21 protein-coding genes are annotated in these 20,648 nt (G+C 44.3%); 11 read left to right on the forward strand and 10 right to left on the reverse strand.

The window, feature by feature from the left end:
* Nucleotides 1-104 precede the first annotated feature (104 nt).
* From I3248_RS02600 to I3248_RS02615, 4 genes are all read right to left on the reverse strand, one after another.
* Nucleotides 105-680 carry a VOC family protein gene (locus I3248_RS02600; RefSeq protein ID WP_238062433.1) on the reverse strand — a complete coding sequence of 192 codons (576 nt, stop codon included), beginning with the start codon at nucleotides 678-680 and terminating at the stop codon, nucleotides 105-107.
* Between the two features lie 106 nt (nucleotides 681-786).
* Nucleotides 787-2,076, reverse strand: coding sequence for a fumarylacetoacetase (gene fahA / locus I3248_RS02605; protein WP_238062434.1), 1,290 nt, complete (start codon nucleotides 2,074-2,076; stop codon nucleotides 787-789).
* A 273-nt stretch (nucleotides 2,077-2,349) separates the two neighbouring features.
* Nucleotides 2,350-3,546 (reverse strand): amino acid aminotransferase, encoded by a 1,197-nt coding sequence (locus I3248_RS02610; RefSeq protein WP_238062435.1) that lies wholly within the window; start codon nucleotides 3,544-3,546, stop codon nucleotides 2,350-2,352.
* Nucleotides 3,547-3,673: 127 nt separating this feature from the next.
* Entirely contained in the window at nucleotides 3,674-4,600 is a 927-nt protein-coding gene (locus I3248_RS02615; protein ID WP_238062436.1) for a LysR family transcriptional regulator, read from the reverse strand.
* Nucleotides 4,601-4,762: 162 nt separating this feature from the next.
* Here I3248_RS02615 and hppD point away from each other — a divergent pair, with 162 nt between their 5' ends.
* From hppD to I3248_RS02635, 4 genes are all read left to right on the forward strand, one after another.
* On the forward strand, nucleotides 4,763-5,887 hold the full coding sequence (gene hppD / locus I3248_RS02620; RefSeq protein ID WP_238062437.1) for a 4-hydroxyphenylpyruvate dioxygenase: 1,125 nt from the start codon (nucleotides 4,763-4,765) through the stop codon (nucleotides 5,885-5,887).
* Nucleotides 5,888-6,058: 171 nt separating this feature from the next.
* On the forward strand, nucleotides 6,059-6,961 hold the full coding sequence (gene phhA, locus I3248_RS02625; protein WP_238062438.1) for a phenylalanine 4-monooxygenase: 903 nt from the start codon (nucleotides 6,059-6,061) through the stop codon (nucleotides 6,959-6,961).
* A gap of 125 nt (nucleotides 6,962-7,086) precedes the next feature.
* Nucleotides 7,087-7,428 (forward strand): 4a-hydroxytetrahydrobiopterin dehydratase, encoded by a 342-nt coding sequence (locus tag I3248_RS02630; RefSeq protein ID WP_238062439.1) that lies wholly within the window; start codon nucleotides 7,087-7,089, stop codon nucleotides 7,426-7,428.
* A 164-nt stretch (nucleotides 7,429-7,592) separates the two neighbouring features.
* Nucleotides 7,593-9,017, forward strand: coding sequence for a Na+/H+ antiporter NhaC family protein (locus I3248_RS02635; protein WP_238062440.1), 1,425 nt, complete (start codon nucleotides 7,593-7,595; stop codon nucleotides 9,015-9,017).
* Between the two features lie 175 nt (nucleotides 9,018-9,192).
* Here the strand turns inward: I3248_RS02635 and I3248_RS02640 are convergent, their stop codons facing one another.
* Complete coding sequence (locus tag I3248_RS02640) at nucleotides 9,193-9,696, reverse strand: redoxin domain-containing protein (protein ID WP_238062441.1); 504 nt, start codon at nucleotides 9,694-9,696, stop codon at nucleotides 9,193-9,195.
* Nucleotides 9,697-9,716: 20 nt separating this feature from the next.
* Between I3248_RS02640 and I3248_RS02645 the strand changes: the two genes are divergently transcribed.
* Genes I3248_RS02645 through I3248_RS02655 form a run of 3 tightly spaced genes read left to right on the forward strand, consistent with a single transcriptional unit; the run spans nucleotide 9,717 to nucleotide 11,422 of the window.
* Nucleotides 9,717-9,926, forward strand: a complete 210-nt coding sequence (locus I3248_RS02645; protein WP_238062442.1) for a helix-turn-helix domain-containing protein — start codon at nucleotides 9,717-9,719, stop codon at nucleotides 9,924-9,926.
* Nucleotides 9,901-10,248, forward strand: a complete 348-nt coding sequence (locus I3248_RS02650; protein ID WP_238062443.1) for a hypothetical protein — start codon at nucleotides 9,901-9,903, stop codon at nucleotides 10,246-10,248. Before I3248_RS02645 ends, I3248_RS02650 begins: the two co-directional genes overlap by 26 nt.
* Nucleotides 10,249-10,282: 34 nt before the next feature.
* Entirely contained in the window at nucleotides 10,283-11,422 is a 1,140-nt protein-coding gene (locus I3248_RS02655) for a M14-type cytosolic carboxypeptidase (protein ID WP_238062444.1), read from the forward strand.
* A 46-nt stretch (nucleotides 11,423-11,468) separates the two neighbouring features.
* Here I3248_RS02655 and I3248_RS02660 read toward each other — a convergent pair whose 3' ends face one another.
* Together I3248_RS02660 and I3248_RS02665 are read right to left on the reverse strand one after the other, a co-directional pair.
* Entirely contained in the window at nucleotides 11,469-12,908 is a 1,440-nt protein-coding gene (locus I3248_RS02660) for an ATP-binding protein (protein WP_238062445.1), read from the reverse strand.
* Nucleotides 12,909-13,000: 92 nt separating this feature from the next.
* A complete protein-coding gene (locus tag I3248_RS02665) occupies nucleotides 13,001-13,678 on the reverse strand; it encodes a response regulator transcription factor (protein ID WP_238062446.1) in 678 nt (225 codons plus the stop codon).
* Between the two features lie 318 nt (nucleotides 13,679-13,996).
* Between I3248_RS02665 and I3248_RS02670 the strand changes: the two genes are divergently transcribed.
* The 3 genes from I3248_RS02670 to I3248_RS02680 all read left to right on the forward strand — a co-directional run bounded on the left by I3248_RS02670 (nucleotide 13,997) and on the right by I3248_RS02680 (nucleotide 15,815).
* Nucleotides 13,997-14,506 carry a Spy/CpxP family protein refolding chaperone gene (locus I3248_RS02670; protein ID WP_238062447.1) on the forward strand — a complete coding sequence of 170 codons (510 nt, stop codon included), beginning with the start codon at nucleotides 13,997-13,999 and terminating at the stop codon, nucleotides 14,504-14,506.
* A gap of 93 nt (nucleotides 14,507-14,599) precedes the next feature.
* Complete coding sequence (locus I3248_RS02675; protein WP_238062448.1) at nucleotides 14,600-14,974, forward strand: hypothetical protein; 375 nt, start codon at nucleotides 14,600-14,602, stop codon at nucleotides 14,972-14,974.
* Between the two features lie 232 nt (nucleotides 14,975-15,206).
* Nucleotides 15,207-15,815, forward strand: a complete 609-nt coding sequence (locus I3248_RS02680; RefSeq protein ID WP_238062449.1) for a TetR/AcrR family transcriptional regulator — start codon at nucleotides 15,207-15,209, stop codon at nucleotides 15,813-15,815.
* 248 nt (nucleotides 15,816-16,063) lie between these two features.
* Here I3248_RS02680 and I3248_RS02685 read toward each other — a convergent pair whose 3' ends face one another.
* The 3 genes from I3248_RS02685 to I3248_RS02695 form a co-directional block, all read right to left on the reverse strand.
* The gene (locus I3248_RS02685; RefSeq protein WP_238062450.1) at nucleotides 16,064-16,954 is read right to left on the reverse strand and encodes a CDP-alcohol phosphatidyltransferase family protein; all 891 of its coding nucleotides are present in this window, start codon (nucleotides 16,952-16,954) and stop codon (nucleotides 16,064-16,066) included.
* A gap of 86 nt (nucleotides 16,955-17,040) precedes the next feature.
* Entirely contained in the window at nucleotides 17,041-19,209 is a 2,169-nt protein-coding gene (locus I3248_RS02690; protein ID WP_238062451.1) for a bifunctional TVP38/TMEM64 family protein/FAD-dependent oxidoreductase, read from the reverse strand.
* Nucleotides 19,210-19,332: 123 nt separating this feature from the next.
* A complete protein-coding gene (locus I3248_RS02695; RefSeq protein WP_238062452.1) occupies nucleotides 19,333-19,575 on the reverse strand; it encodes a hypothetical protein in 243 nt (80 codons plus the stop codon).
* A gap of 479 nt (nucleotides 19,576-20,054) precedes the next feature.
* Here I3248_RS02695 and I3248_RS02700 point away from each other — a divergent pair, with 479 nt between their 5' ends.
* Entirely contained in the window at nucleotides 20,055-20,597 is a 543-nt protein-coding gene (locus I3248_RS02700) for a hypothetical protein (protein ID WP_058023649.1), read from the forward strand.
* The last annotated feature ends 51 nt before the right edge of the window (nucleotides 20,598-20,648 follow it).

The raw sequence follows: 20,648 nt of genomic DNA on the forward strand, positions 1-20,648 counted from the left end.
AGAACTATTTTAGCGATCAGCAGTGCGCATTTGTGAATGTTCAACACGCCCTAATCTTTACAAACAGCGACTCACTTATTGTAAGCGAGCAAATCAGTGCAAGCTTATTCACCGGCAGGCGCGACTTCTTTAGCTTCTGCCAATTCCTCAGCATGTAAAAACTGCGTATGCGCCGGCGCGCGCTTGGTACGTGACCACTCATCAAGCATGTCTTGCTTAATCTCTTCGGTAATCATAGACACTTTATCTTCTGAAGTTGGGTCATCATAAGTTAGCTCTAGACGATGACCATTAGGATCAAAGAAATAAATAGAATGGAAAATGCCGTGGTTGGTCACGCCGATAACATCAACTCCGCCATCTTCTAACTGTTTCTTAGCGGCTATCAACGTGTCGCGGTCTTTGACTTTTAGTGCCAAATGCTGAACCCAGTTTGGCGTATTGGGATCAAAGCCCATCTCAGGCTGATTAGGAACTTCAAAAAACGCCAGTACGTTGCCATTACCCGCATCCAAAAACACATGCATATAAGGGTCAAAGGCCTTGGTCGAGGGCACATGGTCTTCGGCAAAAGCTAAAATAAAATTCATATTTAAATGCTTTTGATACCACTCTACGGTCTCTTTAGCGTCTTTGCAGCGATAAGCCACGTGATGAATCTTTTCAATCTGAAAACTCATATCAAACTCCTTTTGATAGGGCGTGCTGTTAATAGGGCTGCCAATAGCTCATTAGGCGATTGGCAGCCCATAGTTACGATAGGTAGGTGAATGCTGTATATAAAGGCTACTTGTCAAAATCAAAATTCAGCGCAGGCAGTACGTTGCCGCGGACTTCACCAAAGCCGACGCGAATACCGTCTTTTTCGCTATAGCCTTTCATAATCACCGTATCACCATCTTCGATAAAGCTACGTGTCTCGCCACCTTTGAGGCTGACAGGTTTGGTGGCATTCCAAGCGATCTCAAGCATTGAGCCATAAGAGTCAGGCGTCGGTCCCGAAATCGTCCCTGAACCCATCATATCGCCGACTTCTACTTTACAGCCCGTGATAGTGTGATGAGTGAGCTGCTGCGCCATCGACCAGTACATATATTTGAAGTTGGTCTCACAAACCACAGTCGCTTCATCGCTACTTTCAGGCATCAGTTCAACTGACAGATTGATGTCATAGCTGTTATCGATCTCTTTTTCGTTAAGATACGCTAGCGGCTTTGGCTCTTGGGTTGGGCAAGGTGTTTTAAAAGGTGCCAAAGCATCCATAGTTACGATCCAAGGCGACACTTCCGAGGCAAAGGTCTTGGCGTTAAACGGGCCTAAAGGCACGTATTCCCATTTTTGAATATCACGGGCTGACCAATCATTTAAGAGCACCATGCCAAAGATATGCTCGCTAGCATCATCGACGGCAATCGGCTGACCGATGTTGTTGCCGCGACCAACGACAAATGCGGTCTCAAGCTCAAAGTCCAAACGCTTACAAGGCGAGAAGATAGGGCGCTCATCAGCGTTGGGCTTTAGCTGACCTGACGGACGTACCACCTCATCGCCACTAACAATAACAGTGCTAGCGCGGCCGTTATAGCCGACCGGCATTTCCGTCCAGTTCGGCAGTAGGGCGTTATTTGGATCACGGAACATAGTACCGACGTTGGTCGCGTGCTCTTTAGAAGAGTAGAAATCAGTAAAGCCTGGCACTTGCACTGGCAGATGCATCGTGACGTCTGCTTGCTGAAATAGCGCTTTTTTCTGCAAGTCGGTATTGTCACGCAAGCTATCGCAATCACTAGAGAGTAGCGTTTGAATAGTTTTGCGAGCTGTTGTCCAATTGTCGCGACCAGAATCGATAAAAGCGTTCAGCGTTGGCTGGTCAAAATATGGCCCGCCCTCTAGGCTGAGTAAGCCCTCTGACTCAAGGCGTGATAAGTCTAGCACTTGCTCGCCAATCGCTACGCCTGCGCGGCGCTGTCCGTCAGCTGTCTCACTAAAAATACCATAAGGTAGGTTATGGATGGAGAAGTCAGAATCTTGCGCGACATCGATGAATGAGGTGAGGGTTTTGTCAATCGTTGACATAGGTTGCTCCTTGCTGGATATGGATTTGAAAATATATGAATTTGAAATTATTAGAAATAATAATGGGTTTAATTACGACATAGGTAACTGCTTACGTATAATGTAATTTATCAGATTGCAGATTGCAAGTCTTTTTATTAAGGCTATACATAAAGATGGACATAAAAAACAAGCACAAAAAAAGGCTGAGACTGGCTCAACCTTTTTAATTTATCTATATTTGCTAAAGCTTACCGCTGTTCACTTAGTTTTTGCGCTTAATGTTTCAGCGGATTAGTCCTTTAGCACATCGGCCATAGCATTAGCGACGTAATCAATGTTACTGGTGTTCAGGCCAGCCACACACATACGCGAGTTAGATATCATATAGATACTATACTCGTTCTTTAGGCGCTCGACTTGCTCAGGAGTCAGGCCGGTAAAGCTAAACATACCGTTTTGACGAGTAATGTAGTCAAAGTTGCGTGTAGGGATTTTGGCCTCTAGCACGGATTTGAGCTTGAGGCGCATGGCTTTGATACGGTCGCGCATCGCATAGACTTCACCGATCCATTGCTCGTGCAGGGCGGCATCGTTCATCACGATATCGACGACATGACCACCATGTGATGGCGGGCTTGAGTAGATACGGCGTACCATCGAATTTAGCTGACCAAAGACGCGCTCAGCTTCATCTGCCGTTGGGCAAACCACGGATAGACCACCGACACGCTCGCCATATAGCGATAAGTTTTTGGAGAATGAGTTACTGACAAACAGCGGCAGACCCATATCCACAGCTTTACGAATAGCGTAAGCATCGCTGTCCATGTCCTCGCCAAAACCTTGATAAGCGATGTCCATAAATGGGATCAACTCACGGTCTTGGATGATATCTAATACCGTATCCCATTGTTCACGAGTCAAATCTAGTCCCGTTGGGTTGTGGCAGCACGGATGAAGCAAGATCACATCATCTTTATTTAATGTCTCAAAAAACGCAATCATCTCATCGAATCTAATGCCACCTGTTGCGGTGTCGTAGTACGGATATTTACCCACTTCTACATCAGAGCCTTCAAAGATAGCGATATGGTTGCCCCATGTCGGGTCGCTCACGTAGCACTTAGATTGCGGGAACCATTGATTGATAAATTCAGCACCAACCTTTAGTGCGCCTGAGCCGCCGATAGTGGCGATGGTGGCAACTAAGCCGTCTTTTAGAACCTGAGACTCTTTACCAAACAGCAGCTCCTGACAGCCTTTACGATGCCCCGGCAATCCTGCCATCGGTAAATACGGACGCGCAGCAATCGAGTCCGCGATACGCTTTTCTGCAGTTTTTACACACTCAAGTACCGGCATAACGCCATTTTCATCATAATAAATACCGATACCTAAATTGACTTTATTCGGGTTTTCATCTGCCAAAAACTTCTCTACCAATCCCAAGATTGGGTCACCCGCATAATAATCGATACGTTCAAACATGTTGCTTCCTTTTTTCTTTGTACCGCAAAATATAAATCGAGCCGCCAAAAATCATAGAGCAAATTGATGATGAACTCAATACAAGATTTCATTATCTTAAATAGCCAATACTGAATTAGGTTATAAATCACTGCTGTAAGTCGTCAAAATAATCAGCAAAGTAGTGCTGCAAAAATTCTTTAAAGGCAATAGTTGCCGGGGATAGGGTGCGTGATGAGCGCTGATAGATAAAGAACTGCCGCATTTTTTTTGGCTGTGCCAGTGGCCGCATCTGCAAATTATTAGCGCTGACCCAATCGATAACTTCTGGCATATAGGGCAAGCATAAGGTAATACCAAACCCTTGACGGGTCATCTCAAGGGCGGTTGACATAAAGTTGACCTTATAGCGCGCCTGCTGCACATGGCTTGCCACATCATCAGTGAGCTCAGTGGTGACTTGCTCCAAAAAAGGCCCTTGTAGGGTAATGAGCGGACTATATAACAGATCCTGCCAAGTGATATCCGCTTTTTTTGCTAAGGGGTGATCGTCAGGCATAACCACGCAAAATGGCAGCTGATATAACAAATCAGCTTTGATGTCATCCTCATTGTCGATAAATTCAAGCTCAGTACCCACCCCTAAATCCACTTCAATATCTTGAATATGTTTGAGCAAATTCTCAGCCGAACAGTCCAATAGCGACACACTAATATCAGGATAGTGTTTGCCAAACTGCGCAATCACCGCTGGCATGGAGGAGGCGGCAAACTGCGATACTGCAAGTCTCACGTTGCCTTTCGCCAAGCTTGTCAAGCTGCTGGCCTCGTTTTCAAACAATTGCATCTCATTTAAGATACGCCGCGCTTGCGGCAGTAGATGATGGCCAACAACCGATAAAGACAGCTGGCGCGTGGTGCGATCAAATAACACCACACCGAGACTCGATTCTAACTCTTTAATCAAGCCACTGACTGCAGATTGAGTCAAATACATCTGATCGCTGGCACGAGTGAAGCTGCCGTTGTCAGCAACTTTGATAAAGGCGTTTAATTGGCGAATGCTGATATTCATAAGTAAACCTGATAAATAAATCATAAAAAACAATTAGTCTTATAAATGAAGCTACTCTAATATAAATACATCGTCAATAAGCAGTACTGATGAAACTATCTTTTATATTAGATTTACTGATTTTAGTTTTATAACCACCGATTGAAATTAAGGATGATTGCAATGGCAGATTTATTTGACAACCCAATGGGCCTAAACGGATTTGATTTTGTTGAATTCGCCTCACCGCAGCCTGATGCCGTTGAAGCTTTATTCAAACAGCTAGGCTTTACTCATATTGCTAACCACCGCTCAAAAGACGTGGCCCTATATCGCCAAGGTGATATCAATCTGATCTTAAACCGTGAGCCAAAAAGCCAAGCCAGCTACTTCGTTGAAGAGCATGGCGCTGGTGCTTGCAGCATGGGTTTTCGTGTCAAGGATGCAAAACAAGCTTATGAGCGTGCGATCGAAATGGGCGCGCAGCCAGTTGACGTCCCAACTGGCGTAATGGAGCTTAGATTGCCTGCTATAAAAGGCATCGGCGGTTCACTGATTTATCTTATCGACCGCTATAAAGATGGCGAGTCTATCTATGATGTCGATTTTGAGTTTTTCGATAGTGTCGACAGACGACCCGTAGGTTATGGCTTTAAAGTTATCGATCATTTAACCCATAACGTTTACCGTGGCCGTATGGCTTATTGGGCAAACTTTTATGAGCGTATCTTTAACTTCCGCGAAATTCGTTACTTCGATATCAAAGGCGAATACACCGGCCTAACCAGTAAAGCGATGACCGCACCTGATGGCAAAATCCGTATCCCACTAAATGAAGAATCAAAGCAGGGCGGCGGTCAAATCGAAGAGTATTTGATGCACTTTAATGGCGAAGGTATACAGCACATTGCCTTAGCTTGTGATGATTTATTAAGTAGTATCGATAAGCTCAAAGACGCGGGTATCCCATTGATGACTGCGCCCAATGACACTTATTATCAGATGTTAGATGAGCGTCTACCGGGTCATGGCGAGAATGTCTCTGAGCTACAAACGCGTGGTATTTTGTTAGACGGTACGACCGAGAGTGGCTCGCCGCGTCTGCTGTTACAGATCTTTTCTGAAACCATCTTAGGTAGCCCAGTATTCTTTGAGTTCATCCAGCGTAAAGGCGATTACGAAGAAGGATTTGGCGAAGGTAACTTTAAAGCCTTATTCGAGTCCATCGAGCGCGATCAAGTAAAACGCGGCGCGGTAGGTCAGTCAGATGACCAAGCAGAAAATCAGTCAGAAACTGAAACACCATAATAAAAGTGCTAAACGGGCAGGGCAAAAGGAGTTTGTCCTGTCTTTTTTACCTTACTATTTAAGTTGCTAATACTTCAATGATGGTTATTAACCCTTTGTACTTTTTGCAACTGTATTTTTTCCCACACCCGTAATAACAATAAAATAACAAGTAATAGAAGGAAATTAGGCATGGAACGCCAATTATCTCATACGCTTCAACAGCCGGTCAGTGCCAATGACGCGCTGACCCCCAAATCATCTACTTCCAATGCTTCTACCCACAATGCTTCTAGTCAAAAGCAGGCAGCTGATAGAAAGCAGCCTTACATATCGCGTCAGCCCGATAAGCACGGTCATATTTATTACAGTGACAATGACAACGCGATGTGGCAAACGCTGCTCGAACGGCAAGCGGTACAGATTCCCAATCGTGCTTGTTCAGCTTACCTAGAGGGTTTGGAGAAGCTGCGACTACCTACCACTCATATTCCTCAACTCTCTACTATCGATGAAGTGCTACAAGCCACCACGGGCTGGCAGACGGCAGCGGTGCCAGCGCTGATTAACTTTGGCAAGTTCTTTAAACTCTTGGCTAATAAAGCCTTTCCAGTAGCCACCTTTATCCGCCGCTTTGAAGACATCGACTATATCGAAGAGCCTGATATATTTCACGAAATCGTCGGACATTGTCCGCTGCTGACTCATCCTGCGTTTGCCGCCTTTAATGAGACTTATGGCAAGCTTGGGCTTGATGCCAGTAAAGAGGAGCGTTGGTTCTTGGCGCGTCTTTATTGGTTCACTATCGAGTTTGGTCTGATGGGCGCCACCAAAGACAGCCGCAGGATCTATGGAGGCGGTATTTTAAGCTCACCGTCTGAGACTGTCTACGCACTGAGCGATGAGCCCGAATGCCGAGCGTTTGATCTGATTGATGTGCTGCGTACCCCTTACCGTATTGACCAAATTCAGCCTATTTATTATGTCATTGATGATTTAGATACGTTATTTGATATCGTAAATAGCGATATCATGGGCGCGGTAAAAAAAGCCATGAGTTTGGGTCTATTTGCACCCGCTTATGCTGAGCAGTAGTGAGCTGATGATTCAGCTATAGGCTCTAATCATAACGGTCAATAGCTATTCAATAAAGTACGCCTAAAAACAATTAACCCTCAAAAAAAATATCAATAGAGAAAAATTAAAAAAAGGAGATTATTATGTCCGCATTATCACAAGCCAGCTGTGAAGTCTGCCGTGTCGGCGCACCAAAAGTTAGCGAATCAGAAGCTCAGCAGCTGCTACAGCAGATTCCTAACTGGTCATTGATTGAAGTCGAAGGGATTCAGCAATTAGAGCGTCAATATAAATTCAAAAACTTTATGCAGGCGATGGCGTTTGCCAATCAATTGGCCGAGGATGCTGAAGCTGAGGGCCATCATCCCGGTATGCTCGTTGAATGGGGCAAGGTAACCGTCACGTGGTGGTCGCATAGCATCAAGGGTTTGCACAAGAATGACTTTGTGATGGCGGCAAAGACTGATGCTTTGCTAGATGAGTAAGAGGCTGGTTTTTTTAGCAGTACTTATTTTATAAACGCGTGTTTTAAAAAGAGTGACTGCTCTTTAATCACTGTCATTTATTATTAATCTTTAGCCGTACGTTTTTAATCATTTAAGCCTCTATTTTAGAGCTTTAACAAAAACAGGCAACATAAGGATGTGTTATGCCTCCACAAGTACTTACCCAGCTATCTCCTAAATTAGCCTTTATCATTGCCAGCGCCGTCATTGCGATTATGGGTGTCACCATGATCGGCTTTGGCTGGGTGCCGCATTTATCGTTGATGCTTGCCATCGCTATTTTGCTCGCCTTAGGGATGTTCAAAGGGCTAAGCTTTGAGAAGATGCAAGAGCAAATGTCATCGGGTGTCGTCAGTGGTATTGGCGCGATCTATTTATTATTCTTTATTGGTCTTCTAGTCGCTGCGCTGATGATGTCAGGCGCTATACCCACTATTATGTATTATGGTTTTAAGCTGATCTCGCCGCAGTATTATTATATCTCCGCTTTTGTTTTGACCTCGATTATTGGCATTGCCTTGGGTAGTAGTTTGACCACTGCTGCTACTATTGGCGTAGCCTTCATTGGCATGAGTAATGCCTTTGATGCCAATGTCGCTATCGCTGCAGGGGCTATCGTATCAGGTGCGTTCTTTGCGGATAAGATGTCGCCGTTATCTGATACTTGTACGCTAGCGTCTTCTGTAGTGGGTATCGATTTATTCGAGCACATACGCAATATGATGTATACCACAGTGCCGGCGTGGATTATTACTGCAGGGTTGTTTTGGTTTTTCTCTGGGCAAGCCGGCAGTGGTAATTTAGATCAAGTGACTTTACTGCAGTCGCAGCTGGTCGATAGTGGTTTAGTTCATGGTTATGCAGTTATACCATTCATCGTACTCGTCGTTTTGGCGCTTTGCCGAGTCAATGCCATCTATACTATTATTTACACCATTGCTAGCGCTTTAATCATTACCTATTTACATAGTATGCCGAGCATCGGACAGTTGGGCGGCTATATGTTTGGTGGCTATACCCCTGCCGACAACTTAGAGCTTGGCGAAGTCGGCGGTATGATCTCACGTGGCGGTATGCAGAGTATGTTCTTTACTCAAACCATCGTAATCTTGGCATTGAGTTTGGGCGGTCTACTACGTGCTTTGGGTATCCTGCCAGCACTACTTCTAGGTATCAAAGATATGCTGACCAGTTCAGGTCGCGCTATCTTTGCCGCTGCTATGGCAGCCCTTAGTATCAACGTGCTCATCGGTGAGCAGTATTTGAGTATTCTATTATCAGGGACCGCCTTTCGCCCGACGTTTGAGCGCTTGAACTTACATTCCAAAAACCTATCGCGTACCATTGAGGATGCGGGTACGGTCATCAATCCATTGGTGCCGTGGAGTGTGTGCGGGGTATTTATCAGCCAAGCGTTAGAAGTACCCGTGCTTGATTATCTGCCTTATGCGTTCTTCTGTTACTTATCGCTGCTACTGACGATAGTATTTGGTTTTACTGGGTTTACGATTACCCGTAAAGATGGCAGCAACGTGCGTAAATATCAAAAAGCACAAGCCGCTAGCTAAGCAGTGGTATAAAAAGCCAGCGACATAGCAGAACAGCACTAATTATAAAGTGCAGATCAATGCGATTAAAGAGTATTTGATTGAACAGGTAGTAGAGGTGTTAAGGTAATCCAAAGTCAGCGATGTTCTGGGCTTAGGATTACCAAACATGATTAGCCCTTATTTATAGTGACGTTTAACCGTGTGTACCGCGAATAGGGTAATCATTTTCACGAATGAATGATAAGCCATTAGCAAGCATTTCAAGCTCAGGTCTGGCAAACGGAGCATTTGAGATATCAATGATTTGAATCTCGCCTTTAGCATTAATGACAAATACGCCAGGCTCAGCAAAAGGATGATCGGTCTCTTTTTCTGAACGCGGATCTGAGATATAAAGCCCAAGCTCATTCATCTGCTCAACGCTCAAACCATAAGCTATTGGGAAATTGATATCCTCTAACTCTTCTAAGTGTTCCTGCAACTGCTGTTTACTATCGCCTGATATAGCTAGAATATCCACGCCTGCATCAGCAAATGATCCTTTTACGGTTTCTAGCTTATTAAGATACTTGGTACAAATCGGGCAATGCTTGCCGCGATAAACCACGACTAACTTCCAGTCATAGCCATTTTCAGGCTTGCCTAATGAAGTCATCTCGCCACCGAGCATTGGTATCTCGTTATTAAAGGTTGCCACCCTCTAGATTGGACTATATTATGTCGCGAACGACTCTATACACTTGCCGTCAGGCGCTTGAGCATGCTATCGCGTTGTTTTGGCAAAAGGGCTTTCATGCTACCTCCTTAAAAGATATTGAACACGCTCTTGACATGCGCCCGGGCAGTATCTATGCTGCTTTTGGTAATAAAGATGGCTTGTTCCAAGAGGCGCTGGATTACTATGCGTCAGCTTGGCGGTATCCGTGATAAAGAGTTGCCCAGTCGCGCCTGTATGCTGGTCAAAAGCTTGCTTGAGCTTGGCGCGCGTGAACAGGCAGCGCTTGATAAGGTAGAAAAACTACTCGCTAGTATGGAGACGCGCTTTGCAGAGTGTTTCGCCGAGGCGCAGCGCTTAGGAGAGCTCGATTGTGATCTGGATGCCAATAGACTTGGGCGCCGAGTACAAGCTGAGGTGATAGGTTTACGTGCTTTTGCTCAGCGTGATGTAGATAGTATAGCGGTGCATGCATTAGCTGAGGATATGGCAACCTCTATAGAAAGTTTGCGAAATAATGCACTTGCTCATTAAGCTGTGCTATTTATCTGTAATATAAGGAAAAAATATGCGTATCACTGCCAATTTTGATGCCGGTAACATCGAGGTTATAAGTTTAGAGAACAAACAAGATATCCAACTGTCCATACGACCGGACGCTGGTGGCGAGTTTTTTCAGTGGTTTAACTTTCGCCTGTCAGGTGAGATTGGCGACCATTATGTTCTTAATATCATGAATGCAGGAGAGGCGTCTTATGTTAAGGGCTGGGAGAATTACCAAGCGGTCGCTTCCTACGATCGCGAAGATTGGTTTCGTCTGCCCACTACCTACAAAGACGGCAAGTTGAGCATAACTGTGGATATGGCTTATGACAATATACAAATTGCTTATTTTGCGCCATACAGCTATGAGCGCCATCAAGATTTATTAGCGACGGTACAAATGCACCCGTTAGCAACTTTAGAGCATTTGGGTGAAACGCTTGATAAGCGCGACTTGACCTTAGTAAAAATAGGTAATGGCGATAGCAGTAGTGATGTAAATAAACGCAGCATTTGGATCATTGCGCGCCAGCATCCGGGCGAAACGATGGCCGAATGGCTCATTGAAGGACTTCTGTACAGCCTACTCGATGAGGACAATGCCACGGCTAAACAGCTGTTAGAAAAAGCGAATGTCTATATCGTGCCAAATATGAACCCAGATGGCAGTGTGCGCGGACATCTACGTACAAACGCTGCAGGGGCTAATCTAAACCGTGAGTGGTCAAATCCAAGTCTGGAGAGAAGCCCTGAGGTCTTTCACATCATCAACAAAATGGAGGCCACAGGTGTAGATTTGTTTTATGATGTGCATGGTGATGAAGCGCTACCTTATGTGTTTTTGGCAGGCTCTCAAGGGGCACCAAGTTATAGTGAGCGCCTCGCACATTTGCGTGATAGATTCACCGAGGTATTGAAACTCGCTAGCGCTGACTTTCAGTCGGAATATGGTTATGAGATTGATGCACCGGGCACAGCGAACATGACAGTTGCCACTAATTGGGTGGCGGAGCATTTTGACTGTCTGGCCAATACCTTAGAGATGCCGTTTAAAGATAATGATCATGTGCCTGATGCCGATACAGGTTGGTCGCCTGAGCGTTCTATGAAACTGGGAGAAGCCTCATTACTTGCTATGTTAGCGGTCGTTGATGATTTGCGGTAGCTTGATGGCTAATGTCTCAAACCTTTTTTAACGCTTAAAATAATCGTTAAGTAGATACGGGTAATACTATCTCAACCACGAGCCCTGTGACACCATCTTCACGATTGCGCGCGCTAATCTGTCCTTTATGCGCGGCAATAATCGCCTGAGCAATAGCCAGTCCAAGCCCGTAACCGTCTTCTTTTTTACTGGTTTTATCAGCAGTGCTGTTAGCAGTAGGGCTTGTTGGGCGTTGTCTGGACGCATCTAGGCGTACAAAAGGCTGAAATATACGCTCTAGGTTATCATTATCTATGCCTGCTCCTTGATCTATAATGCTTATTTTTATTGTCGATGTTTGATGTGTAAGCTTAATAGTTTCAATCTTAGATGAGACGATAGAATGTGAGTTTGAATGGATAAAGGCATTACGAATCACATTTTCAAAAGCGCTATGCAGTTGCTCTCGATTACCGATTATAAGGTATGAAAGCTCATCATCACTACTATTGTCCTTATTTCTCAAACATTGCCATTCAACGTGCTTGTCATAAAACTCAAAACTCACGTCCTGACCAATCTCATCAAGGAGCATTGCTATATCTATCGACTCGCAGTCCTCAGGGCGCGCCACATAGCGCTGCATTTGCAGTGATTGAATATGAATAATTTGCCCAATCAGCTCATTCATTCGAGTGGACTCTTTTTGAATACGGTCAAGATAATGCGTCGCATTGGGTGCATAATCCCGAGTCAGCTCAGTCGCCACTTCAAGACGCGCTAGTGGCGAGCGTAACTCATGAGAGATGTCGCTGAGCATCTGCTTACGAGACATCTCGCTATCAGCCAGTCTATTAGACAAACCTGCAACATCTTTTGCGAGTATGCCAAGCTCATCATCCCCTAACTGTGATAAGTCATCCCCAGCTAGATAATCTCCTTCGCTCATACGGTGTACTTTAAGTTGAACGAGGCGAATCCGTTTGGACAAAGTGCGACTAAACCAATAACATGCCAAAACACTAAAAAGTAAAATAATGCTGATGCGCATAGGTAGGTGTGTTCTTTGTAACGCGACAAGCTCATGTAAAGGCAGACGAGGTTGTAGCTGTACTTTATAAGTATAATTATCTGGAGTCACAACAGAGATATCCTGTAACTCAGGGTAGTAACTGGTATCTGGTATGACGTGTTGAATCATGCGCTCAGTTGGAGAGGCTTGTTGATTCGCAGTCTTGGGCTCCCTATTATTTTCTGAAAACTCTTTAACCCAATCAGGTTTGAATCGATAATGAAAGGGTAGTCCCTGTTCATCAATAATAAGCAGCTGGTTTGTAAGACCACGTGTACTACGATAAATCTGTCGCACCTTTTTATAATCGCCTGATTCCAAGGCTTGGACAACCTCCTGTCTAACCGTCACTAAGTGCGCAACTTGCAACGCCATTCGTGATTCTAATGCTTGCGCATTTATCCACCTCTCTATACCGATAGATATAGTAGACATCACCAATAGCATCAGTAATAAACTTATGAATAGTCGCCAAAACAAAGAAGGGGCTAGATTTAGTAAGCGCATATATGACTTAAAATTATTCATCAAAGTACCAATTGATAACCCTTGCCACGTATGGCTTTGATAGGATCGTCATGAAAAGGCCGAAGTTTTTTTCTAAGGCGAGACACATGAACATCAAGGCTACGATCAAAAGGTTGTAGCTCACGCTGAAGGACAGTTTGTGACAGCCATTCTTTACTGACCACTTCACCTTGCTGCTTTAATAAGGCGACTAATAAGTCAAACTCAGTACCTGTTACTTGCAGCTCAAGTCCATCTATTTTACAAATGCGGTGGCCTTGATCCAGTAGCAATCGATCATGATTGAGCGGTGCTATATCGGTTGATATTAGGGTCGAGCGCTTAATAACGGCGTTAATACGAGCCAATAGCTCTCTTGGATTGCAGGGTTTAGCAATATAATCATCAGCGCCAAGCTCAAGCCCAATAATACGATCAATCTCATCGCCTTTAGCCGTTAGCATAATCACTGGAATTTGACTGGTCGTAGGAAGCTGACGCAGGACGCTCAGACCATCGATTTTTGGCATCATAATATCCAGCACTAACAGATCGTATTGATACCCCGGATCCTGTAGTCGCTTCAGTACTTGCTCGCCATCGTATACACAATCGCAGCTGACGTCATGATTGTGCAGATACTCTTGTAGTAATTGGGTCAGCTCGTCGTCGTCATCACCAAGCAAAATATGAGTCATAAAAAATCCTAAATTTAAAAAAATTCGATGATATTGGTTTCAATGATATCTATAAAATCTAGATATAAGGTAGTGCTTTATGAGTCATAGTTGTTTAGCCGCTCAGCTAATGCAGTGCATAAGTTTACAAGAGACAAAGGCCTAGTAGTGACAATCTTTACCTTTCTTAAAGTTTTATAAATCTATGCAACATCACAATCGCTTATGATTTGTCTTGTCAACAGAACACTGTTTTTTCAAAGGGTTCATAACGATTTGCAAGACTGTAAATTGAAAAAACCCTAGTATTTCTAATATTCATTCCAAAAGGAAAACATAATGAAAAACCTAACCCTCGCAACCTTAGTATCAGCGTCAACTTTATTGGGAATGGCTGGCATTGCCAGTGCCGCTCCAGACAATCAACCTCAGCGCGCAACCCAGATGCATCATCACAAAAGCGGTATGTCTACAGATAGGGGGCCATTATCTCAGCTTAATTTGACAGCCACGCAGCAAGCTCAAATCAAAGCTATCAAAGAAGCCGACAGAACGGAGCGCAACACTACTCGCAAACAAAACAAAGCGCAACGCGAACAAATGCGTGAACAGCTTCGAGCCTTAACTAATGCCAGTACGCTTGATACGGCAACCTTGAATCGCTTAGCGAATCAACATGCCGCACAATCAAAACAGCGGTTCATCGATAACGTTCAAAGCCAACATGCGATCGCTAAAGTCTTAACTGCTGAGCAGCGTGCTCAGCTGCAACAAATGAAGGCAGAACGCGGTGAGCAAGGTGATCGTGGAGGTAAAGGTGGTAGAACGCGTAACCGTAGCGTTTCTTAGTAGGGCTCGCTTGTAAGACGCTTACGCCATTTGATGATACGCGAGCGGGCTTAAACCCTAATACCTACTGTCATTATACTAAGGATTACTATTATGAAATCTAGTTTTAATCGTAGCGTCTTTTTAGCACGTTTATATGGTTTAGGGTTGATGTTGGCGATTGTTCCAGCCACCTCCACATTGGCTATTTTGCCAATGTTGGCAGAGATGTATCAGTATAACTCTCAAATAAAGACACCTGTTAATGAAAAACAATGGAATACTGATGTTGATGACTTAGGTTTTAACGACTTAGATTTCAATGACTTAGGTTTTAACGACTTAGATTTTGATGAGGATAAGGTCATTGTTAGTAGTAATCGAGGCGTAGCCAAAAGCTATCGAGTAAAGATTTTGGAATATGATATGCGGCATCTCCCTAGCACTCAGGTTCAAGAACGAACGGTTATTAGCCCCTCTTATCAGTAATAATGGGTGTTTAGGTGTTATATCATCCGATTGATTTAGATAAGGGCTAATAGGCTAAGCAATCATAATAAATCTTAACTAGACTATAGTAGTGAAGCAAGATAAAATTAAGTAATCACTCAAACCATTCGATTATGACTTCTTCAGCGACTTAGTAGTCAGCGCATGAACCACCCCCTACTTAAAGAGATAGGGGGTTTTTGTACTGAAATTTTAAAAACTGGAAGATTTGATGTCACGTACTACACTATATAATCGTCAAGAGGCACTAGATCGCGCTGTAAAGCTGTTTTGGCATAAAGGCTTTCATGCGACTTCCTTAAAAGATATTGAACAGGCTCTTGATATGCGCCCGGGTAGCATTTACGCCGCCTTTGGTAATAAAGATGGCCTGTTTCAAGAGGCGCTAGATCATTATGCTAAGGCTTCATTAACTGAGCTTGAGCGAATACTGGCTCATCATCAATCGCCTTTATCAGGACTGGCCGCTTTTATACGTCAGCTTGGTGGCATCCGCGATAAAGATTTGCCTAGTCGCGCTTGTATGTTGGTCAAAAGCTTGCTTGAGCTTGGCGCTCGCGAGCAGGCGGCATTACAGAAAGTCGAGAAACTATTGGCTGGCATGGAGTCGCGTTTTGCTGAATGTTTTGTAGAGGCACAGCGTTTAGGGGAGCTTGATGCTGAGCTTGATCCGCTAAGGTTAGCACGTCGATTGCAGGCAGAAGTCATGGGTTTGCGAGCCTTCGCGCAGCGTGATGTTGATAGTGCCGCGGTACGTGCACTGGCTGAAGATATGGCGTTCTCAATAGAGGGGCTACGTAACGATAAGTCTGCAGGCTAGTTCACTATCGTTCGTTCAGTAATAAGGTCGACTCAAAGCTTATATTTTGAGTCGACCTTTTGTTTGTCCCTTTTTTGTCTTTGTTGTCGCTTACTTTTAGTCTTGAACCAAAGCAGCTCTTATTCTGGTAGCGCTGCTAATTGCTGCAAGAAGGCTTTACCTTTAGAAGGCATAAGCAGCAATCCCCATAACGAAGCGTTTTGTCTGGCGTCAGGGTATCTCTTCCATTCTATTGTACTTATCAGCATTCACGATTTAGCTTCTAAACGTTTGAGAGTATGGTAACCGCCGTAGATACGAGTCACGATAGTGATAGCACAGGCTGCAGCAAAGATACTGGCTAAGAGCACAAAGTGCTGTGGCCAAATACAAAAGGCGATAAATAAAGCTATGGTTTCAGTACCTTCGGTGAGTCCATTTAAATAATAAAAGCTCTTGTATTTAAACTGCGGCTTGTCGAGTTCAAACTTCTCAGCGGCTATGGCAAAGGCCAAAAAGCTAGAGCCAGTACCGATAAAGGCAGCAAGCAATAGCGCTCCGGCAATGACGTTTTGTTCAGGATCAGCGAAGATAAAGCCAAGCGGAATAGCGGCATAAAATAAAAAGTCGAGGGTAATATCTAAGTAGCCACCAGCGCTTGTGCTTTGGTTGGCATAACGAGCAAGAGCGCCATCTAAGCCATCAAAAACACGGTTGAGTATAATCGCAACCAGTGCGGCAAACCATAGCTGATAAGCCAATAGTGGTAGCGCTACTATGCCAATAAGAAACCCAGCTAGCGTCAATTGGTCAGCCGTGATGCCGCGCTTATGTAAGGTGGCAGCTATCGGCGTTAGTATTGGTTTTATGACAGGCGTTAGGTATTTATCTTCAACGGCGTCTGCCGCCCACTGAATATAAGCATTTACCTGCGGATCACCGCCCCAAGCATGAAAATAAACGTCTTGGTTTTTGCCGCGCTCGTACAGTTGCTCCCAAGACGACTGTACGTTACGACCTGCTGCGCTGCTAGTCGTCGAGACGCTACTAGCAGAGATACCTAGACAAAAGCTAAGCGCGATAGCGTAACTGCTATAGCGACTATATTGACGGAGTGTCTGAAAGGTCGGTGAAGCTAGCAAAGCGTTCATTACGTGCATTTGAGGTTTCATTATCGTTTTATATTTTTAGCGGGTCTATACTTTTAGCAGGTCTATATTTTTAGTGGGGCTGCTCATATAAATCACTAACCTCGGCGCCACGTATGGTACTTCTCAAGTAAGTTTAATACTTTTTCGGGCGCATGATTGCGTTTCCATTCACCTGCGGCATATTTATTAGCTTCCGCCCAAGTAGGGTACATATGAATGGTGCCCAGTATTTTATTTAACCCTAAACCATGCTTCATAGCCAGTATAAACTCAGGCATGATGTCTCCGGCATGTTCAGCAACAATGGTGACGCCTAATATCTTATCTTTGCCTGCTGGGGTGATAACTTTGATAAAGCCTTGGTTCGCGCTTTCTGTTAGCGCACGATCTAAGTCTGCAAAGTCATAGCGAGTCACTTCAAAGTCGATACCTTTATCGATAGCCTCTTGCTCATTTAGACCGACTCGCGCCACTTCTGGATCAATAAAGGTCGTCCAAGGAATAACGCGGTAATCTACTTTGAATCTTTTGAACTGTCCAAACAAGCCATTGACTGCTGCATACCACGCTTGATGAGAGGCAACATGGGTGAATTGATAAGGGCCTGCGACATCGCCTGCCGCATAGATGTTAGGGTAGAGGGTTTCTAGGTAGTCGTCAGTGCTTATGGTGCGTTTGGTCTCGATACCCAAAGCTTCAAGTCCATAACCCTCTAAGCGGGCGCTACGACCTACAGCGCAGATTAATTGGTCATATTCAATAGCGGTTTCTTGCTGATCTGTATGATCACCATGAGGCTCAACGATGATATATTTTTTACCACTACGTATCTCACAGCGTTTCGCTTGCCTTGAAGTTAAGACCGTGACACCACTGTTAATGAGCGCTTGCTGGGCAAATTCTGAGACTTCACTATCTTCTTTTTTCATCAGGCGTTCGCCTCGCTCTATCTGCGTCACATTAGAGCCTAAGCGCGCAAAGGCTTGTGCCAGCTCTGAGCCAATAGGGCCGCCGCCAAGGACGACCAACTTTTTGGGAGTTTCCTCAAGCTCAGCAAATGTATTCCAAAGCGTGTCGCTCGTCACATAACCCGTTTCCTCTAAACCTGGTAAGTCTGGTATAAACGGGCGCGCGCCAGTTGCGATAACAATGGAGCGTGCGGTGAGTCTTTGAGTGCCACCCTCATTCAGCGTAATCTCTACCGTCCATGGATCGATGAGTTTGGCATAGCCTTTGAGGACTTCGACACCCAGTTCAGTATAACGCTCGACACTATCGTTTGGGGCGATATCTGCGATGATCTTATGCACGCGGCTCATGACATTTTTGAATGAGAGGGTTGGCTGGGTATTATCGAGGCCGTAGCGCTCGCCATTGCGCATTTGCTCGGCAACTTTGGCACTTTTGATTAAAGCTTTACTGGGTACACAGCCATAGTTCAGGCAGTCGCCGCCCATCTCACCTGCTTCGATGAGGGTAACTTTGGCCTTAACTGTGGCAGCGATATAGCTGGTTACGAGTCCACCAGCCCCAGCGCCAATCACAATCATATTACGATCGAACGTTCTGGGCTTAGTATAGTTTTTATAGATGCGGCGTTTTTTTAGTAGATTGAGTACGCCCTTAGCGATCAATGGAAAAAACCCAAGTAGCGCAAATGAGGCTATTAAGTTGAACGATAAAATGCCGGATAAGCTCGTAATTTGCGCCAGTTGGGTACCGGCATTTACGAAGACAAAGGTCCCTGCGAGCATACCGAGTTGACTGACCCAATAAAAAGTTCGCGCTTTGATCGCCGTGACACCCATCAACAGATTGATTAAGAAGAAGGGGAATATCGGCACTAAGCGCAGAGTAAATAAATAAAACGCCCCTTCTTTTTCTACACCAGCATCAATAGCGGCCAAGCGTTCGGGGAAGCGCTGTTTGATAGAGTCTCGTAATAAATAACGCGAGGTCAAAAAAGCCAATGTCGCCCCGATACTGGAGGCAAAAGAGGCGATAAGCAGACCTTGCACCAACCCAAATAATGCACCAGCCGCCAAAGTCATAATCGCCGCGCCAGGTAAGGATAAGGCGGTAACAACAATATAGGCTAAAAAAAAGCCACCAATGACCAACCAAGGCGTCTGTGCTTGGTATTGATTGAACTGAGCCATTGAGCCCTTTAGACCTTCAAGCGTCAACAACTCATTGAGGTCAAAGTAAAAAAAACCGAGGGCTAACATCAATACGGCTACTATTAAAACTATCTTTTTGATCATGGGACATCCAGCTAAATAATAAGGCAAAAGGGGTCTGTAAGTAACAGTGCAAATAGCAGGTTCTGTTCTTTTATTTATGGTTATCGGTTACCGCTTCAATGTGAGCGGGCAAGCCTTTTTTATCTAAACTAAATTATCCCAATCTCTGAGTAAGAATAAGGCGATACAAGCCGCTAACATCGGCCAAGCGGCAAAGAATAATAAGTTATCAAAAGGTCTAGTGTATAGACTAAAAGTTGAAACCGTTGAGACAGTATGCAGCAATAAAACCAAACCGTAAGTCCAAGTTTTGAATAAACCGGCAGCAAAGCTTAGGATAATGATCAATTGTACGATGCCAATGGCTAAGAATATATTATCACCCATGGACTCTAAACCATAAAATTTGGAGAAAACACCGGCGGCATGCTCAGGATAAATAATTTAGGGGCTGTCCTAGATAAGTAAAATTATTTAGGACAGCCCCAATATTAATAACTATAAATAATTATAAAAACTCGAAGTATGATTTCAAAGCTTGGTTACCTAGAGTAGCCAAGCTTTTTTAGTATTTAATAACGAGTACAAAAACAGTCATGCTTTTAAAGACTTAATAAGTACGACCAAGATTTATTGCGCCGGTAGGTGCGCCGTCTATCTTTGTAACACTGCTGCAATTTAAAACGTTATTGTTAAACCTATGTGTTGTTTTGTGTGATTAGTCCGCTATTACTTGAGCCTTTTACCGTTTTTGCTATGGTAATAGCTCAACAGCAATCATATAGGAAAGACTTATGAGTAAAAACAATAATAAAGAGCGCATTATCGATAATTCAGAAGATCTGAAAGATAAAATCACTGAGTCTATGGATGCCTTTAAACTGCGGGCAGATCTGTTAGTGGCGAATTTAAAAGAGGGCGGCAATGATGGTTATGATCACTCAACCTCTAGCGCAGGCGAGAAAGGTCTAAAGTCAGGCAAAGTATCCGAGCTTACCGTTATCGCACCGCTAAAAGACGGCGGCGCTGCCCGTCTCAAAGAGATTCTAAAAATAGCAGGGGGCAATCTAAAAGGCGCGACAAGGGTAGGCACTTTGCACGATTTGCGCTTCGTCTTTTTAGATAATGATACAAGAGTGCTTTTTTGCACCGCTTATGACGGTGACTGGGATCCTTATATTGATGATTTCGCCACCAAAATTCCTGAACTCATGGATATTTTATTTGGCAATGTCGAGGGCTGGCCGGGCATCAAAGACCCAAGTGTTAAGCAGTTTATTCTTGATCATCAGATTACCGCTGCAGGCTGGTACGTAGGCGTCCCGCATCTGACGGTACAAGATATTCGCCGTCATGAGCGTATTGTTAAAGGCATCAATAAAGCTTTAGATGAAGCGCAAACAAACTAATTTTTTAGACATTGTATTTTTAAGTGCATAAATTTCAGGGCTTTGATACGG

Source organism: Psychrobacter sp. Ps3, assembly GCF_022129275.1.
In the GTDB taxonomy this organism is placed as follows: domain Bacteria; phylum Pseudomonadota; class Gammaproteobacteria; order Pseudomonadales; family Moraxellaceae; genus Psychrobacter; species Psychrobacter submarinus.

Excerpts from the sequence above, each read along its gene's own strand:
- I3248_RS02600 (WP_238062433.1), bottom strand. The coding sequence starts at position 680 with ATGAGTTTTCAGATTGAAAAGATTCATCACGTGGCTTATCGCTGCAAA.
- fahA (WP_238062434.1), bottom strand. The coding sequence starts at position 2,076 with ATGTCAACGATTGACAAAACCCTCACCTCATTCATCGATGTCGCGCAA.
- I3248_RS02610 (WP_238062435.1), bottom strand. The coding sequence starts at position 3,546 with ATGTTTGAACGTATCGATTATTATGCGGGTGACCCAATCTTGGGATTG.
- I3248_RS02615 (WP_238062436.1), bottom strand. The coding sequence starts at position 4,600 with ATGAATATCAGCATTCGCCAATTAAACGCCTTTATCAAAGTTGCTGAC.
- hppD (WP_238062437.1), top strand. The coding sequence starts at position 4,763 with ATGGCAGATTTATTTGACAACCCAATGGGCCTAAACGGATTTGATTTT.
- phhA (WP_238062438.1), top strand. The coding sequence starts at position 6,059 with ATGGAACGCCAATTATCTCATACGCTTCAACAGCCGGTCAGTGCCAAT.
- I3248_RS02630 (WP_238062439.1), top strand. The coding sequence starts at position 7,087 with ATGTCCGCATTATCACAAGCCAGCTGTGAAGTCTGCCGTGTCGGCGCA.
- I3248_RS02635 (WP_238062440.1), top strand. The coding sequence starts at position 7,593 with ATGCCTCCACAAGTACTTACCCAGCTATCTCCTAAATTAGCCTTTATC.
- I3248_RS02645 (WP_238062442.1), top strand. The coding sequence starts at position 9,717 with ATGTCGCGAACGACTCTATACACTTGCCGTCAGGCGCTTGAGCATGCT.
- I3248_RS02650 (WP_238062443.1), top strand. The coding sequence starts at position 9,901 with ATGCGTCAGCTTGGCGGTATCCGTGATAAAGAGTTGCCCAGTCGCGCC.
- I3248_RS02655 (WP_238062444.1), top strand. The coding sequence starts at position 10,283 with ATGCGTATCACTGCCAATTTTGATGCCGGTAACATCGAGGTTATAAGT.
- I3248_RS02660 (WP_238062445.1), bottom strand. The coding sequence starts at position 12,908 with ATGTCTACTATATCTATCGGTATAGAGAGGTGGATAAATGCGCAAGCA.
- I3248_RS02665 (WP_238062446.1), bottom strand. The coding sequence starts at position 13,678 with ATGACTCATATTTTGCTTGGTGATGACGACGACGAGCTGACCCAATTA.
- I3248_RS02670 (WP_238062447.1), top strand. The coding sequence starts at position 13,997 with ATGAAAAACCTAACCCTCGCAACCTTAGTATCAGCGTCAACTTTATTG.
- I3248_RS02675 (WP_238062448.1), top strand. The coding sequence starts at position 14,600 with ATGAAATCTAGTTTTAATCGTAGCGTCTTTTTAGCACGTTTATATGGT.
- I3248_RS02680 (WP_238062449.1), top strand. The coding sequence starts at position 15,207 with ATGTCACGTACTACACTATATAATCGTCAAGAGGCACTAGATCGCGCT.
- I3248_RS02685 (WP_238062450.1), bottom strand. The coding sequence starts at position 16,954 with ATGCACGTAATGAACGCTTTGCTAGCTTCACCGACCTTTCAGACACTC.
- I3248_RS02690 (WP_238062451.1), bottom strand. The coding sequence starts at position 19,209 with ATGATCAAAAAGATAGTTTTAATAGTAGCCGTATTGATGTTAGCCCTC.
- I3248_RS02695 (WP_238062452.1), bottom strand. The coding sequence starts at position 19,575 with ATGGGTGATAATATATTCTTAGCCATTGGCATCGTACAATTGATCATT.
- I3248_RS02700 (WP_058023649.1), top strand. The coding sequence starts at position 20,055 with ATGGATGCCTTTAAACTGCGGGCAGATCTGTTAGTGGCGAATTTAAAA.